This is a genomic window from Pedobacter gandavensis (genome assembly GCF_032678465.1).
GTDB lineage: Bacteria > Bacteroidota > Bacteroidia > Sphingobacteriales > Sphingobacteriaceae > Pedobacter > Pedobacter gandavensis_B.
The window spans coordinates 225,769-242,281 of record NZ_JAVTSK010000009.1 but is presented as its reverse complement, the minus strand read 5'-3'; the positions used below and the strand labels follow the sequence as shown (position 1 = coordinate 242,281).

The following is a 16,513-nucleotide window of genomic DNA, read 5'->3' as shown; positions in this document are numbered from 1 at the left end:
TTTTTAATGTAGTTTGCTGGTTAAAGCGTATTTTTGATGGCTAAACTCTGCCAATTGGTACCTCAGAAAAAAGCAATACTCATTTCACTGTGCATTAGTGTCGTCCTGATGCTCGCCAAATTTGGCGCGTATTTCATGACACATTCCAATGCCATTCTTACAGATGCTGCGGAAAGCATTGTCAACGTCCTGGCAAGTGGTTTTGCCTTTTACAGTATTTATCTCGCTACCTTACCAAAAGACGAAAATCATCCTTATGGGCATGGAAAAGTAGAGTTTTTCTCCGCTTTCGTAGAAGGCGTTTTGATTGCCATTGCTGGATTAATCATTGTGTTTAAATCGGGTTATGACCTGATTTTTCCCCGCGAAATTAAACAGCTTTTTGAAGGGGCTGTAATTATCGGAATTACAGGGATTGTCAATTTATGTGTTGGTCTTTATTTGATCAATACGGGTAAAAAACATCGGTCTATTACACTGGAAGCCGATGGGAAACACCTGATGACCGATGCAATTACCAGTGCCGGACTGGTAGTCGGGATCATTTTAATTCAACTTACACAGATATTCTGGCTGGATAGCGTCATTTCTATTTTACTGGGACTTTATATCATCTATAATGGATACAAGCTAACCAGAAGATCGGTTGGCGGATTAATGGATGAGAGCAATGTCGGACTGGTTAAAGAAATTGTAGCCATCCTACAGGATAACAGACAGGATTCATGGATTGATGTTCATAACTTAAGGGCACAGCAGTATGGGGCTGATCTGCATATTGATTGCCACATCACTTTGCCCTATTATTTTGACCTTAACCAGGTCCATCATGAAATATCTGCAATTGATCGGATGATCAATGTAAATGCAGAACATACCACAGAACTTTTTATCCATGCAGACCCTTGTCTGCCGGCTTGTTGCAACTATTGCAAAATGAAAAATTGTGCGGTCAGACAAGAAGCATTCCGTCAGGAAATTCCATGGACAGTGGAAAACGCAACAAAAAATCAAAAACATTTCGATCAATGAGTTATTTTAACGTAAGGGTGTATGGCCTGCTTATTAATGCTGATCATCAAATACTGATCAGTGACGAGCAGTCTGGAGGGAGAATTTTCAGTAAATTCCCTGGTGGTGGACTGGAATTAGGGGAAGGCCTGATTGACGCACTCAAAAGAGAGTTTATAGAAGAATGTAACGCGGAAATAGAAGTTCTTGAACACATCTATACGACTGATTTTTACGAAAAATCATCTTTTAATGATAGTCAGATTTTAAGTATTTACTATATGGTAAAAGAGGTAGATCCATTAAATCTGGACTTTAAAACTGTGCCTTTCGATTTTGATGGGGATAACCTGCAGGCTTTTAGGTGGGTAGATTTGAAGGACCTTAAAGTGACTGATGTTACTTTCAAAACTGACCAAAAAGTAGTCGAATTGCTCCTTAATAAAAATAGTTAAACATGACTTTAGCAGAACGAGATCAGAAAGTAATCTGGCACCCTTATACACAAATGAAGAATGCATTGCCTCATATCCCGATTGTAAGAGGAGAGGGCGTTTACCTTTTTGATGAGGATGGAAAGCGGTACATTGACGCTGTTTCCAGTTGGTGGGTGAATATTCACGGACATGCACATCCCCATATTGCAAAAAAAGTAGCCGAACAATTGACGGTATTAGAACACGCGATTTTTGCTGGTTTTACTCATGAACCTGCGGTATTACTTGCCGAAAGGTTATTGGAAATTCTTCCTGCAAATCAGGAGAAGGTTTTTTATACCGATAATGGTTCTACAGCGGTAGAAGTTGCACTGAAAATGTGTTTGCAGTTTTGGTCTAATACCGGAAGTACCGGACGGACAAAGATTCTTGCTTTTAAGGATGCCTATCATGGGGATACTTTTGGCGCAATGTCGGTAAGTGGACGAAGTATTTTTACCGGTCCATTTAGTTCCATGCTTTTTGATGTAGAATTTATTGATCTGCCAAGGGCCGATAATATTGAACAGATCAAGTCTAAAATCAATTACCTGAGTAATGAAGTTGCCTGTTTCATATTTGAACCCATGGTACTCGGTGCCGGAGGAATGTTGATGTATGAAGCAGAATACCTGGATCAATTGATCGAAACTTGTCAGAAGCACGGCATCCTAACCATTGCTGATGAAGTAATGACTGGTTTTGGTCGTACAGGAACTCTTTTTGCCTGTGAAACCCTGAGCACAAAACCGGATATTTTCTGTCTTTCAAAGGGGCTAACGGGTGGGACTATGCCATTGGGTGTAACCACGTGTAACCAGAAGGTATTTGAAGCATTTCTAAGTGAGGATAAACTGAAAACCTTGTACCATGGTCATTCCTTTACAGCAAATCCTGTTGCTTGTGCTGCCTCTTTGGCCAGTATGGATATTCTTCTGAGTCCGGAGACTTTGCCTAATATCCAAAGAGTAAAAGCCAGGAATGAAGCATTTGCATTGAAAATCAAAGGACATCCTAAGCTGAAAGATGTGCGTCAGAAAGGAACCATTCTGGTGATGGAATGGGAAACTGGAAACGATACTTCTTACTTAAGTGGATTGCGAAACCAGCTTTATCTTTATTTCCTTGACAGGGGGATTATCCTGAGACCTTTAGGAAATATCATCTATATATTACCTCCATACGTTATTAGTGATGAAGATCTGGATTATATTTATGAAACGATCATTCAGGCGCTAGAGGAGATTTGAATGATCCGTTCTGGAGTGATGGCATAGAATTGATCTCCTTTTTGCGGCTTCATCATACTTAAACCTGTAAAGGCACTAAATGCGGGTAAAACCGCATAAGTAGCGCCAAAGTAAAAGCAAGGCAAGTTTAATCTTTGCCTTGCTTTTCCATGTACAGTAACTCCTGGATGGATATGTCCGGAAATGGTATAGTATTCATTTTCATCATCAGGGTGGTCATGGATAAAACGGAATGGTGGACAAATCATTTCTTTTTCATAGACTTCAATTCCCAGATTGAGGTAGTTTTTTTCCAGTAACTTGTCGTGATTTCCTTTGATCAGTAAAAATCTAATAGCTTTAAAAGCGCTTTTCCATTCAGAGAAAACTTCAACATCGGTATTGAATTGATGATGAAAAAGATCTCCGGTGATCAATACTATCTGGGGTTTATACATTTCAATGATTGCATGGAGTCGTTGCAGGTCCTGATCAGCCAGTGTAGAAGGCACCTGGATCCCATGTTTGCGGAAATGTGCAGGCTTACCAATATGGAGGTCGCTGATGATCAGTATTCGCTGTTCCTGCCAGAAAATGGCTCTTTCAGGATCTAATATCAAGGTTTGTCCGCTACAGGTTATGGTCATTTTTTTAATTTTATTGAAGATGTTTTCTTATCAGCTTCAAGTGTCATTCTTTCAATTCTCTGAGCCAGATCTTCTGTACTCATATTTTCCCTTAAACTATCTACTTTTATTGGGAAACAAAGCGGCGTATAGCTTTCCGGTTTTGTCAGTACCACGGTGCTTTTTTGGATGCGTTGCAAGGCGGCCAATAACCTGGGTTCCTCAATTTGCTGGTAAAACGCTTCTTCATAAGCCTGACGCAATAATAAGTTATGTGGATCATAATCGCTAAAGACACTGAAAAATAGGGAGGCAGAAGATTGTAAATGTTTATTTGCGGTGTATTTGCCCGGGAATCCTTGAAAGACCAATCCGGAGATACAGGCAATATCCCTGAATTTCCTCCTGGCCATTTCTGTGGCATTGATGCTGCTGACGATATCTTCCCCGAGATGTTCCGGACTAAAGAGTTTCTTGATGTCTTTCTCTTCAAATTGGATCGGGTGTTCCGCAAGTAATTCAAAACCGTAATCATTCATGGCAATGGAGAAGCTGATTGGAGTGTGGCGACTCAGGCGGTAAGCGATTAATGCGGCCAATGCTTCATGGACCATGCGCCCCTCAAATGGATATGCAAAGAAATGATAACCATCTTTGGTATGAATTAACTCTATTAGAAATTCATCGCTCTTAGGAACATGAGATGCGGCAGCCTGTCTTTCAAATAGGGGGAATATGAGGTCGAGCTCCTCATCCTTATGATTTTTTTCCAGCACTTCATCGTATTTTTTTCTTAAAATACTTCCAAGATTGGCACTCAATGAAATTCTGCCACCTAACCAGCTAGGACTGATTGCTTTTTTTGCTTTGCTACGTCTCACTAATGCAGTCATTTCCTTGATCATCACAAATTCCAGAATTCTACCTGCCAGTGTGAAACTATTCCCGGGTTTCAGTTTGGCAAGGAAGGATTCCTCCACCATGCCAATGTAACCACCAGTAAGAAATTTCACTTTGATCATGGCATCGCTCACAATTGTTCCAATATGAAGCCGGTGACGCATCGCGATTTGTCTGCTCTCCACTTTCCAAAGAGCATCATCTGCTTTAACTACTTTTTTAAATTCGTTGTAAGCGGTTAAGCTATCTCCTCCTGTAGTGATAAATTGCATGATCCAGCTCCATTCAGAGGGGAGAAGTTCCTGGAAGGCATGCGTTTCTTTTACTTCGCGATAAATCTCCTTGTCGTTAAAGCCGTCACCTACGGCCAGCGTAACAAGGTACTGCACTAAGGTGTCGAAGGCCATAACCACCGGCTCCCGGTTTTCTATTTGCTGTGTTTCTGCTGCTTCTTTGATGGCAGCAACCTCTACCAATTCCAATGCATGTGTGGGCAGGAAATAGATTTTTGAGCTTTCATTCGGGGAATGTCCACTTCTTCCTGCACGCTGCAGAAATCTGGCTACTCCTTTAGGTGAACCAATTTGGACAACGGTATCTACCGGTTTAAAATCTACTCCAAGATCAAGGGATGAAGTACTGATCACGGCATTCAATACTCCGGAATGCAGCGCATCTTCAATCCAGTTGCGCAATTCAAAATCAATGGAGCCATGATGGATGGCTAATACCCCCGCCAGGCTTTCATCCAGTGCCAGTAGATTCTGATACCATAATTCAGCCTGGCCTCTGGTATTGGTGAAAATCAGTGTGGTTTTGCTTTTATGGATGATGGGCAGAAGTTTGTGTGCCAATTTATGGCCCAAATGCCCTGCCCAGGGCAAGCTATCAATATGATCGGGGAGGACAGATTTGATCACAATTTTCTTTTTTAGATCTGCTTTAACAATGATCGTTAAAAGGTCTGGGTAGGGAACAAGTACTTCCATTGCCTGTTCAAGATTTCCAATGGTTGCCGAGATGCCCCAGATACGAAGTAATCGCTCGGGATGTTGCAACTTTAAGATGCCCTTGATTCTAGAAATGGCCAGCTCTGCCATCACACCCCGCTTACTTCCGATCAGTTCATGCCACTCGTCTGCAACGATACAACGTAGTTGATGGAAATGATGTGCGGTGTTTTTTTGTGCCAGTAACAAATGCATGCTTTCAGGAGTGATAATGAGTACTTCTGGCATTTGTTTTTTCTGTTTTAGTTTTTCTGTCGCAGTGGTATCCCCATTTCTGACTGATACCTGCCAATCCAACTCTAATTCCAGGCAAACCTCGCGCATGGCACGGGCAAGGTCTTTTGCCAAAGCACGCAATGGGGTAATCCAGATGAGCTTTAAACCTCTTCGCTGTTTCAGGGTTTGCGCTTTTTTTACAGTTGATTTAGAGTTTTCTTCCTCCTGTTCGTTCAGCTCTTCGATGAGTACTGCCAGAAAAAGGGAGAATGTTTTTCCAAATCCTGTAGGGGCATTGATTAATCCGCTGTATCCTTCCGCATAATACTGCCAGGCATCACTTTGAAATTTGAAAGGCTTTCTTTTATGCGATTTCAGCCATTTCATGACCCGCCGATATCCTTTGCTCTTTTCTAATAAACCCATATTTATGATAATGTAGAGTTTAACAACTGTCGTAAATCTGTTAAAGTATTGATCTCTTCTGCTTTTTTATCTTTCCGCCATCGGGCAATTCTAGGGAAACGGAGCGCGAGTCCGGCTTTATGTCTTTTACTCTCCGCAATACCTTCAAAGGCGATCTCAAATACGAGCTCCGGTTTTACCGTTCGTACAGGGCCAAACTTTTCTATGGCATGTTTTTTAACAAAAGCATCCACTTCTTTAATCTCTACATCTGTTAGTCCGGAATATGCTTTGGCAATGGTAATCAGTTGGTCACCCTCACGTACTGCAAAGGTATAATCAGTGAAGTATCCAGCCCTTCTGCCACTTCCTTTCTGTGCGTAAATCATCACGGCATCCACGGTATAAGGGTTGATTTTCCATTTCCACCAATCACCTCTTTTTCGTCCGCTATGATAGAAAGAGTCAAGTTTTTTGAGCATCAAACCCTCACTATTCATCATTCTGGAATTTGCTCTTAATTCAGCAAGTTCTCCCCAGGATTTGGCTTCAACCACAGGAGATAGAAAGAGAGAATCATGTGATGGGATTTCGTTGATGACCGAATTTAATTGTTTTCTTCTGTTGCCTAAGGTTTCCTGACGCTGGTCTATGCCCTGATATTCGAGCAAATCATAACAGTAAAACCCTATTGGTGCAGTTTCCAGCTGATTTTTGGAAATGGTTTTCCGGTTTAGTCGTTGTTGTAAGATAGAAAATGGTAAGATTTTTCCTGCTTTGATGGCTAAAATTTCCCCATCCAATACTGTTCCATCCGCTAAAAATGCTTTTAGAAAATGAAGTTCAGGAAATTGTTCGGTAACCAGTTCTTCTCCCCTCGACCAGATGAATAGTTCTCCTCCACGTTTGACAATTTGTCCGCGGATGCCATCCCACTTCCATTCTGCCTGCCAATCCTGAAGATCTCCCAATGATTCTGGCGCCTGATCTAGCGCATAAGCCAGGCAAAAGGGATAAGGCCAGGAATTATCTGTATTCACATGAACGCCATCAATTAGTTCCTGATAAGTGATTTCTTCAGGATTCCATTTCCCCATAATGCTGTGCATGATTTGATTTGCAGGTGTATCACTTTGTTTGGCTAAGGCATTGACCAGCATTTTCCCGGATATACCGATTCTGAAATTTCCAGAAATCAGTTTATTAAATACAAACCTTTCCTGAATGTTAAGGCTGTTCCAGGACTGGGTGATGAATTCTTTTTTGGCGCGTTCATCCTTTCCGTTTAAGGCAGTTAAGGCCTTGATCCATTCGTTTAATTTCAGGTCAACCAGCGCAGTTGGCGGTGGTAGAATGAGTGCAATGGTCTCACTCAGATCTCCTACATTATGGTAGCTTTCGGTGAATAACCAGGTTGGGATACCACTTTTCTCTATCGCCCATTCTTTAAGGAGGGCAGTGCTCACCGGGCGCTTTGTTTTTTTTCCGGTAAACATGGCAATGACATAAGGCTTGTCCTGGTCGTCGGCCTCATGGAAATAATCCACCAGGGCAGCCAGCTTGTCGTTGGTTTTATTGCTGCTTTCCAGCTGAAGGAGGAGTGCTGTAAATCGTTTCAATTGATCTCCTCCTCATCTTCCGTCCCATACTGTGTTTTTACTTCTTCGGCGGCAATACCGATTTCATTTAGGTATTTGGAAAAAATAGCAGTATAACCATGCGTAACATATACTTTTTCTGCGTTTGTTGCTTGAACAGCTGACAATAAACCTGGCCAATCGGCATGATCACTCAGGGCAAAACCGGCATCAGAACTTCTCCACCTACGTGCTGCCCGAACCTGCATCCAGCCAGAACAAACCCCAACAACGGGTCGGGTTAAGGTTTTGATCCATCGGCCTTCTGCCACTGCCGGAGGGACAATTACTATGCCTCCCTGAAGTTCGGATTTACTGATCTCTGGACTAATTCTGATGGTTTTCGGAAGCGGTACCCCAGCTTTAAGAAAAACCTCATTTAAGTTGGCAATAGAGGAATGAACATATATTTTCTGACTGGTATTACTCAACCCCTTAATTAACCTTTGCGCTTTTCCAAGGCTATAAGCGGTTAAAACACTTGTTTTTTGTTGTTGTTGATTGGTATTGATCCAATTCCCGATCTGATCGAAAATATCTTCCTGTGGCAGCCAGTTATAAATAGGTAAACCAAAGGTGCTTTCGGAAACAAATGTATGGCATTTTACAGGTTCAAAAGCCGTGCTGATACCATCGTAAATAACTTTATAATCACCGGAAACTACACAGACTTCTCCTTTGTACTCCAATCTTACCTGCGCCGAACCAATTACATGGCCGGCAGGATGTAAGCTAAGATGAACTCCATTAATCTGGAGCTGTTCAGCATAAGCCAGTGTCTGAATCTTTAAATCTGGACCCAGGCGATGGAGCAGAATAGGTTTGGTTAGTTGATGGCATAAATAAGCCTGGTTGCCTGCCTTTACGTGATCTGCATGACCATGAGTGGTTACAGCCAGGTTAACCGGTTTCCAGGGATCAATGTAAAAATCACCTCTTGGGCAGTATATTCCCTTATTTGTAAATTTGATTAATGCCATCCACATCAGAACAATTACAGAGAAGATAAAGTTTGATGTCAATTTCTGAGGAAAATAAGTAGTATTCAGTATATTTAGCCATCCATGCCCGTATTTACTGCTGGATTTACGGAAGAAAACACCTGATTTTTTTATGCCAATCACCATTCGACTACTACTTATACCCTTACTATGTCTATTGTTTCAGTTTTCCGGTGCTCAAACGAAGAGAACCATTAGTGGCAATGTTACAGATGCGAAAACTGGTGAAACCTTGATTGGTGCAAGTGTTCGGTTAATTGGAGGCAGTACTGCTGCCAGTGTGACGAACGCTTATGGTTTTTATGCACTTAGTATTCCGGAAGGTAAATATGAAGTCGCAGTTAGTTTCATCGGCTATAAGACCATGCTGAAGCAGGTAGATATTACTGATGATGTACGTCTTAATTTTGCATTGGAAGAAGACAATCAATTGAATGAGGTTGTCATTTCGGCGACTAAAAAGAACGAAAATGTGAGTAGTCCCCAGATGGGTTTGCAAAAGCTGAGTGTTCGTGAAATCAATGATGTTCCGGTTTTACTTGGAGAGCGTGATGTGCTGAAAACCTTACAGTTGCTGCCGGGGATTAAATCGGCGGGAGAAGGAAATAGTGGTTTTTATGTCAGGGGAGGGGCAACCGATCAGAATTTGATCCTTCTGGATGAAGCTCCGGTATACAATGCCTCCCATTTACTGGGCTTTTTCTCTACTTTCAATTCTGATGCTATTAAAGATGTGAGCGTATATAAAGGAGGAATGCCAGCACAATATGGTGGTCGTCTGGCTTCTGTTCTTGATATTAAAATGAACGATGGAAATCGGAAAGAATTCACTGCCGAAGGAGGCATTGGTCTGATCTCTTCCAGGCTTAAGGTAGAAGGACCTATTGTTAAAGACAAAGGATCATTCATGGTCAGCGCCAGAAGAACCTATATGGATCTCTTTTTTAAACTTTCCCCTGATAGCACCATCAATAGCAACACCCTATATTTTTACGATCTGAATGCCAAAGCAAACTATCAGCTGGATGATAAAAACACCTTATATCTCTCCGGTTATTTTGGACGGGATAAACTTGGTCTTGCGGATACATTTGGCTTCAACTGGGGGAATGCAACTGTTACTTTGCGCTGGAATCATTTGTTTAGCAATAAGTTATTTTCTAATACCTCTTTAATCTACAGCAATTATAATTATGTGATTCAAAATATGATGGAAGACAATAACTTTAAAGTGAATTCTTCTATTAAAGATTTTAATCTGAAGCAGGATTTTGATTACCGTCTGAGTAATGATCACAATATCAAGTTCGGGCTTAATGTGATTCATCACACCATTGCTCCTGGAAAATTGAGTGCCGATGAAAATTCCAGTGTGAATCCGACAACGTTTGAGAATCGCCAGGGTCTGGAATCTGCAGCCTATATCTCTGATGAATGGGCGGTTAATGAAAGGTTTAATCTGGTCTACGGTTTAAGATTGAGTAATTTTTCCTTGCTTGGTCCTGGAAATTTTAAAACTTATGATGCAGATGGGAATGTAATTTCCAGTAAATATTATGCTTCCGGAGCAGTGGTGAAAACTTATTTCAATCTGGAACCACGACTGTCTGCCAGCTATCAGCTGAATGCTTCTACTGCGATCAAAGGAGCTTACACCAGGAATGTGCAGAACATTCATTTGATGTCGAATTCTACCTCCACCTCTCCAACTGATTTGTACATCATGAACAGTAATAATGTAAAGCCTGAAGTGGCAGATCAGGTAGCTGCGGGCTTTTTTAAGAATTTTAATGAAGACAAATATGAGTTCTCCGCAGAGGTCTATTATAAATGGATGCAACACCAAATTGAATATCGAAGTGGCACAGATTTGAGAGGAAATGCAAATGTCGAAGCAGATTTATTATACGGAGATGGACGTGCATACGGTATCGAATTATTCCTAAAGAAGAGATTTGGTAAGTTTAATGGCTGGATTGGTTATACTTTTTCCAGAACGCAACGCCTATTTGATGAATTGAATGAAGGAAAATGGTTTTATGCAAAACAAGACCGGACCCATGATATTTCCTTAGTAGGGATTTATAAAGCAAGTCCAAGATGGACCTTTTCTTCTGTTTTTGTTTACAATACCGGTAATGCGGTCACTTATCCAAGTGGAAAATACGAAATCAATGGAAATACTGCATTTTATTACAAAGAGAAGAATGGTTATCGCACACCAGCTTACCACAGGCTTGATCTGGCAGCTACGCTGGAAGGTAAACCAGGAAAGAAATTGCAATCGAGCTGGTCTTTCGGGATTTACAATGTATACAACAGGCAAAATGCCTTTTCAATAGATTTTAAGGATAATCCTGATGATCCAACGCGGACAGAAGTCCTGAAAACCACTTTGTTCGGCATTATCCCTTCGGTGACCTGGAATTTTAAATTTTAATGACCACAACCATGAAGAAAATAAATATATATAAAGGATTAGGGTTGATCATGGTACTGATTTTTACAGCCTGTGAGAAAGTCATAGAACTGAAACTGGATAATGCTGCTCCGGTAGTAGTGATCGATGGCGGGATCAGCGACCAGAATGTGGTTCATCAGATTAAAGTATCTAAAACCTATAGCTTTACTGAACCCAATAAATTCAATGGACTCAGTGGGGCAAACGTATCTTTAGCTGTAGATGGGACAGGCTCTATTGTGTTCTCTGAAGTATCTCCGGGAGTCTATCAGAGTGTGAGGTTTAAAGGGAAATCGGGCTCTAAATACGATCTCAGTGTTACAGTGGAAGGCCAGACTTACAAGGCCAGCTCAGTGATGCCTGCAAGAGTGCCCATGGATTCCCTGACTTTTAAAACCTATACGCTTTTTGGAGAATCTAAGAATTATGTGGCCGTGAACTTCAAAGATCCTGCCGGGGTAGCCAACCAGTATCGTTATATTTTGAAATTTAAGGGGAAGGTGGAAAAGGATGTGGTTTCTGAAGACCGCTTTGATGATGGTAATAAAGTCACAAATGTGATTTTTTACGAGTTGAACGATCTGATTAAAGGGGATAGCATACAAGTCGAAATTCAGTGTATAGATAAAAATGTATACCGGTATTTTTATAGCCTGGGTCAGAATACAGGAGAAGGAGGTCCACCGGTATCTCCGGCAAATCCCCCGTCTAACTTCAGCAATGGTGCATTAGGCGTATTTAGTGCCCATACTTCCAGTATCAGAACTGCATTGATCAAATAGTGTAATTCTGTGAGCCTGATATGACTTTCAATTTCTTATAATTGGAATTAACATAATGGTCTGATGTTTTTTCTTTTAGAGGAAAAATATATTGCAAACTATGCTGTTTTTCTAAAATAGCTGTTTTTAATCGTAAAACTTTATCTTAAGTCATATTATTGGTACATAAATCACCGTAATTTGTTTTCTGCTAGAAACATTGCTAACTTTATGTTTTAATGTATATCTCAATGGAGACTCCTATAGATCTGGATACTGTAACATCAGAAGAAGAAAGAATTAAAACCCTAAAAAGGTATAGTATTCTTGACACGCCACCAGATGGCTCATTCGACAAGCTGACCAAGTTGGCGGCAACGCTTCTTAAAGTCCCAATAGCAATTGTAAGTCTGGTAGACACAGATCGAATTTGGTTTAAATCGAAATATGGGATTGATGCACAGCAGATTGACAGGGATGAAGGCTTATGTGCATCCGTGATTTTTTCGGATGATTTATACCTGGTGGAAGATGCCAGGATAGATCCAAGAACCCTGGCGAATCCATTGGTTGCGGGTAATTTCGGATTGCGGTTCTATGCTGCTGTTCCACTTCGTACCAGAGATGGCTTTAACCTGGGTACTTTTTGCGTCATCGACAAATCTCCAAGAACATTAAATGAAGAAGAAGAGCAAATCCTTAGAGATTTGAGAGACATTGTGATGGATCAAATCGAGTTAAGGCTTTCCTCCAGGACTAGTTTGGCGCAGCACAACCAGATTCTTAATACGACTGCTCATGACCTTAAAAACCCTTTAACTACTATCCCTGTTCGTGCTGATCTGATTAAGATGAAAAAGGATAACCCTGAAATGGTGGATACCCTTTGTGATCAGATAAAAATTGCCAGCTTGAATATGGTGCGCATTATTGATGAATTATTACAGGTTGGTAGTCTGGAAGCTGGGAAAATACACCTGCTTTTAATTAAAGTTAATGTTTCTTTTTTGGTGAGCAATGTGGTCTCCATGAATCATCCATTGGCAGAAAGAAAGCAGCAGACCCTGCATTTTAGTTATGAAAAAGACCTTTATGTAAATGCAGATGAAGGGAAACTAACTGAAATCATCGATAACCTGATCAATAATGCCATTAAATATTCTGCAAATGGAAAACAGATATTTATACGTGTAAAAGAGCGTTCAGGTAGGGTATTAATTGAAGTGGAAGATCAGGGATTGGGACTAACTTCGGAAGATAAAGGTAAATTGTATCAACGCTTTACCCGTTTAAGTGCGCAACCAACTGGGGGTGAAAATTCCACAGGCCTGGGATTGTCCATTGTTAAAGTTTTGGTGGAAGCACATGAAGGAACGATAAGAGCAGAAAGTGAAGGGAAAGGTAAGGGTTGTAAATTTATCGTGGAATTACCGGGTAGGAATGGCTAATAAATGGTGACTTCCCAATACTGTGACCATTCTTTTCCAGGAGCCAGATTGATGATGCCTTCTTTGTTGCGCAGCTCCTGATCGTGATGAACGCCGTCGGCAATACCACACCAAGGTTCTAAACAAACAAAATCAGCATCTTTTGCTGCCCATATTCCGAAAAATGGGAAAGCTTCGAAATGAAAATCAAATCCATGAGAATCTTTGTCGCTTTTTAAACTGATTTTATTGCTTTTTAGGTCCTTGAGTACAAGGGCATCCTGGTAAAATAACTGATGATTTAAGGGTAATTTTCCTTCTGTAGTTAAGGCAATCACTGCTGTTGCTTCTTCAATCAGGTTGTTTGTGACCTGATGGACGTTCAATTGTTTGTCCTGATTAAATTCCAGATAGTAATCATCATACTTTAAACCGGGTTTAAGAGGGACACTAAATGCCGGATGTCCGCCTATGGAAAACCATAAATCTTTAGCTCCGGTATTCAGGACTTCATAGCTACAACGAAGGGTATTTTTGATCAGTTGATAACGGAGCCCCAGCTGGAAATTAAAAGGGTAAACCTTTAGACTCTCAGTATCTTCTTTTAGCAGGAATAATACTTCATCATCTGCAATTTTATGGGCTTCAAACGCTCGATCTCTCGCAAAACCATGGCGAGGCAAATGGTATGTCTGATGATCGAAGAAATAAGTGTCCTCTTTTAATCCGCCAACAATAGGAAATAAAACCGGACTAAACTTCCCCCAGAAATTAGAATCCCCATTCCATAAGTATTTCAAATTCGATTGCTTGCTTTCAAGAGCTTGTAACTCTCCGCCCTTTGTACTGAAGGAAGCAGAAATTTGTGGGTTTTCCAGAGAAATGATCATAGATAAAAGTAAAAATTAAATATTACATTTAGGCTCTGTCTGGCAACAAAATGAACTTAGAGAAAAAACTATCTTACAGTACCAATATTTTATTTAGAAAGCCCAAAATAACCGGTGCGGTTATTTCCTTGTTGCTCATCACATTGATTCTTTACATTGCCAATCAACGTTATAAGATGGTAAAAGACGATCAGCGATTGGAAATGAATCGGGTCTTAAATGTAGTGCGGTATAATGTAGATCAATCACTGAAAAATAGTTATACTGCAGCGTTGACACTAGGTTTAACCATTAACGGGGATGGTGTACCGAATAATTTCGAGGGTGTAGCTGCACAATTGATCAATTCCAATCCTAATTTACAGGCAGTAGAGCTTGTTCCGGATGGGATCATTAAATACATTTACCCTTTAAAAGGGAATGAGCCGGCTTTAAATGTAAATATTTTTAAGCTCTCTAAAGAGATTACTCTAGATGCAAAAAAAGCAAAGGAAGATCGAAAGATGTATTTTGCCGGGCCAATGAAACTCCAGCAAGGGGGACTTGGGATTGTTGGACGGATGCCTCTGTTTTTTAATGATAAGTTTTGGGGCTTTTCAGCTGTAGTCATTAAGCTGGATACTTTTTTAAAGGAAGCAGGGATTAAAGAGGTGACGGACCATCGTTATGCTTTTCAATTGTCTAAATTAAATCCGGTAAATGGTACGGAAGAATTCTTTCTTCCAAAAATAAAATCCACACCTGAAGCGGTTCAGGAAAGTCTGACCTTTTCTGATGGCAACTGGAAGTTGTACATGATGAGCATTCCGGGCTATAAGCCCTATCTGAAAATCATAATCCCCACTTTATTTGCTATTTTTCTCGCTATGCTCAGTGGATTTTTGGTGTCGCTGGTGTTCAAAAAGCCAGCAGAATTGCAGAAACTCGTGTATGACCAGGCGAACAAGCTTCTTGAAAATGAACTGAAGTTTAAAACGATATTCTACCAGGCAGCTATAGGAATTATGGAGGTAGATTCCAATACTGGCACCCTGCTCCATGTGAACTCTCGTATTTGTAAAATTCTAGGCTATTCAGCAGAAGAGCTGCAAGCCAAGCAATTTTCTTTGTTAACGCATCCGGATGACCTGGAGAATGACCTTCGCTATTTTGAGCGAATGAGGTCAGGGGAGATTCTTGAATTTGAACTGCTGAAAAGGTATATTCATAAAGATGGCTCAGTAGTTTGGGCTAATCTGATGATTACCCCCTTATGGCAGCCAGGAACCAGGCCAACCAGTCACATTACCATTGTCGAAGATGTTACGGAGAAAATGGAGGCCGAACAAATTGCGGTAGAATATAGACAACGTATAGAGTCCCTGATCAATACGATTGATGGGATTGTTTGGGAAGCAAACCCTTTTACCTTTGAATTTGCTTTCGTCAGCAAAAAATCAAAAGATATTTTAGGATATACCAGCGAAGAATGGTTGGCTTCCCCAACATTTTGGGTGGATCACATTCACCCGGATGATCGGGAATATCGTCTTCATTATTGCTACTCTTTTGCAGATAAGCTGGAAGAACATGATTTTGAATATCGAATGATTGCTAAAGACGGCAGTATTGTTTGGTTGAGGGATATCGTAAATGTGGTGGTAGCTGAAGGAAAAGTGATCATGCTGCGGGGGATTATGATCGATATCACGAAGAATAAGCAGGCAGAAAAAGACCTGAACCATTCCTTTGATTTAGTGAATGAACAGAATAAAAGGTTGTTGAATTTCTCCTATATAGTATCTCATAACCTTCGTTCACATACGAGTAATATACAATCGATATCAACATTGATTGAATCTGCAAGCTCTGATGAAGAAAGAAATGAAATGGTGGCTCTGTTAAAGACAGTTTCCAGTTCTTTAAATGAAACGCTGTTAAACCTCAATAAGGTGGTCAACATTCAGACGAATATCAATGTAATTGTGGAGCCTTTGGAGTTGCGGGAATATATCAGCCGAACCTTAGATGTACTGCACGATCAGATTGTGATGAAAAAGGCACGTATCCTTAATCATGTGGCTGCGGAGGTATTGGTGAGTTATAACCCGGCCTATTTGGAAAGTATTTTACTCAATTTTATTTTCAATGCCATTCGTTACAGTCACCCGCAACGGCCACCAATTATTGAATTGAGTTGCGAACAAGGAGAGCAGATAGTTTTAAAAATTAAAGATAACGGCATAGGAATGGATCTGGAAAAACATGGTGCCGAGTTGTTTGGAATGTATAAAACCTTTAATGGCAATGCGGATTCCAGGGGAGTAGGGTTATTTATTTCTAAGAATCAGATTGATGCGATGGGGGGGAAGGTAACCGTAGAAAGTGAATTCGGTACCGGAACAACTTTTACGATTTACTTTAAAACACGATAATTTTAATGCCTTGCCTATAAAAACTGCGATGCTTTTTAAGGCATCGCAG

The 16,513-nt window shown here is 40.6% G+C and carries 12 protein-coding genes; 7 read left to right on the top strand and 5 right to left on the bottom strand.

The window, feature by feature from the left end; genetic code table 11:
* Positions 1–36: 36 nt before the first annotated feature.
* From R2Q94_RS17235 to bioA, 3 genes are read left to right on the top strand one after another with little or no spacing between them, the layout of a single operon-like run.
* The gene (locus R2Q94_RS17235) at positions 37–1,032 is read left to right on the top strand and encodes a cation diffusion facilitator family transporter (RefSeq protein WP_316822713.1); all 996 of its coding nucleotides are present in this window, start codon (positions 37–39) and stop codon (positions 1,030–1,032) included.
* Positions 1,029–1,466 carry an NUDIX domain-containing protein gene (locus R2Q94_RS17230; protein WP_316822712.1) on the top strand — a complete coding sequence of 146 codons (438 nt, stop codon included), beginning with the start codon at positions 1,029–1,031 and terminating at the stop codon, positions 1,464–1,466. The genes R2Q94_RS17235 and R2Q94_RS17230 overlap by 4 nt, the downstream gene beginning before the upstream one ends.
* A gap of 2 nt (positions 1,467–1,468) precedes the next feature.
* On the top strand, positions 1,469–2,737 hold the full coding sequence (gene bioA / locus R2Q94_RS17225) for an adenosylmethionine--8-amino-7-oxononanoate transaminase (RefSeq protein WP_316822711.1): 1,269 nt from the start codon (positions 1,469–1,471) through the stop codon (positions 2,735–2,737).
* Here bioA and pdeM read toward each other — a convergent pair.
* The 4 genes from pdeM to R2Q94_RS17205 are packed head-to-tail and all read right to left on the bottom strand — an operon-like array spanning position 2,716 to position 8,637.
* Positions 2,716–3,363: a ligase-associated DNA damage response endonuclease PdeM gene (gene pdeM, locus R2Q94_RS17220; RefSeq protein ID WP_316822710.1), complete on the bottom strand. Its 648-nt coding sequence runs from the start codon at positions 3,361–3,363 to the stop codon at positions 2,716–2,718. The two genes, bioA and pdeM, sit on opposite strands and share 22 nt — an antisense overlap.
* Complete coding sequence (locus tag R2Q94_RS17215; RefSeq protein WP_316822709.1) at positions 3,360–5,894, bottom strand: ligase-associated DNA damage response DEXH box helicase; 2,535 nt, start codon at positions 5,892–5,894, stop codon at positions 3,360–3,362. Before R2Q94_RS17215 ends, pdeM begins: the two co-directional genes overlap by 4 nt.
* A 2-nt stretch (positions 5,895–5,896) precedes the next feature.
* Positions 5,897–7,492, bottom strand: a complete 1,596-nt coding sequence (locus tag R2Q94_RS17210; protein ID WP_316822708.1) for an ATP-dependent DNA ligase — start codon at positions 7,490–7,492, stop codon at positions 5,897–5,899.
* Positions 7,489–8,637, bottom strand: coding sequence for a ligase-associated DNA damage response exonuclease (locus tag R2Q94_RS17205; RefSeq protein ID WP_316822707.1), 1,149 nt, complete (start codon positions 8,635–8,637; stop codon positions 7,489–7,491). The genes R2Q94_RS17210 and R2Q94_RS17205 overlap by 4 nt, the downstream gene beginning before the upstream one ends.
* Between R2Q94_RS17205 and R2Q94_RS17200 the strand changes: the two genes are divergently transcribed.
* From R2Q94_RS17200 to R2Q94_RS17190, 3 genes are all read left to right on the top strand, one after another.
* A complete protein-coding gene (locus R2Q94_RS17200; protein ID WP_316822706.1) occupies positions 8,624–10,951 on the top strand; it encodes a TonB-dependent receptor in 2,328 nt (775 codons plus the stop codon). The genes R2Q94_RS17205 and R2Q94_RS17200 overlap by 14 nt on opposite strands.
* An 11-nt stretch (positions 10,952–10,962) precedes the next feature.
* Positions 10,963–11,754 (top strand): DUF4249 domain-containing protein, encoded by a 792-nt coding sequence (locus tag R2Q94_RS17195; RefSeq protein WP_316822705.1) that lies wholly within the window; start codon positions 10,963–10,965, stop codon positions 11,752–11,754.
* Between the two features lie 230 nt (positions 11,755–11,984).
* Positions 11,985–13,181 (top strand): HAMP domain-containing sensor histidine kinase, encoded by a 1,197-nt coding sequence (locus R2Q94_RS17190; protein WP_316822704.1) that lies wholly within the window; start codon positions 11,985–11,987, stop codon positions 13,179–13,181.
* Here R2Q94_RS17190 and R2Q94_RS17185 read toward each other — a convergent pair.
* Entirely contained in the window at positions 13,178–14,050 is an 873-nt protein-coding gene (locus R2Q94_RS17185) for an aldose 1-epimerase family protein (protein ID WP_316822703.1), read from the bottom strand. The two genes, R2Q94_RS17190 and R2Q94_RS17185, sit on opposite strands and share 4 nt — an antisense overlap.
* A 50-nt stretch (positions 14,051–14,100) precedes the next feature.
* Here R2Q94_RS17185 and R2Q94_RS17180 point away from each other — a divergent pair, with 50 nt between their 5' ends.
* Complete coding sequence (locus R2Q94_RS17180; protein WP_316822702.1) at positions 14,101–16,464, top strand: PAS domain S-box protein; 2,364 nt, start codon at positions 14,101–14,103, stop codon at positions 16,462–16,464.
* Positions 16,465–16,513: the final 49 nt, after the last annotated feature.

Excerpts from the sequence above, each read along its gene's own strand:
- R2Q94_RS17195 (WP_316822705.1), top strand. The coding sequence starts at position 10,963 with ATGAAGAAAATAAATATATATAAAGGATTAGGGTTGATCATGGTACTG.
- R2Q94_RS17185 (WP_316822703.1), bottom strand. The coding sequence starts at position 14,050 with ATGATCATTTCTCTGGAAAACCCACAAATTTCTGCTTCCTTCAGTACA.
- pdeM (WP_316822710.1), bottom strand. The coding sequence starts at position 3,363 with ATGACCATAACCTGTAGCGGACAAACCTTGATATTAGATCCTGAAAGA.
- bioA (WP_316822711.1), top strand. The coding sequence starts at position 1,469 with ATGACTTTAGCAGAACGAGATCAGAAAGTAATCTGGCACCCTTATACA.
- R2Q94_RS17205 (WP_316822707.1), bottom strand. The coding sequence starts at position 8,637 with ATGGTGATTGGCATAAAAAAATCAGGTGTTTTCTTCCGTAAATCCAGC.
- R2Q94_RS17235 (WP_316822713.1), top strand. The coding sequence starts at position 37 with ATGGCTAAACTCTGCCAATTGGTACCTCAGAAAAAAGCAATACTCATT.
- R2Q94_RS17180 (WP_316822702.1), top strand. The coding sequence starts at position 14,101 with ATGAACTTAGAGAAAAAACTATCTTACAGTACCAATATTTTATTTAGA.
- R2Q94_RS17200 (WP_316822706.1), top strand. The coding sequence starts at position 8,624 with ATGCCAATCACCATTCGACTACTACTTATACCCTTACTATGTCTATTG.
- R2Q94_RS17215 (WP_316822709.1), bottom strand. The coding sequence starts at position 5,894 with ATGGGTTTATTAGAAAAGAGCAAAGGATATCGGCGGGTCATGAAATGG.
- R2Q94_RS17230 (WP_316822712.1), top strand. The coding sequence starts at position 1,029 with ATGAGTTATTTTAACGTAAGGGTGTATGGCCTGCTTATTAATGCTGAT.
- R2Q94_RS17190 (WP_316822704.1), top strand. The coding sequence starts at position 11,985 with ATGGAGACTCCTATAGATCTGGATACTGTAACATCAGAAGAAGAAAGA.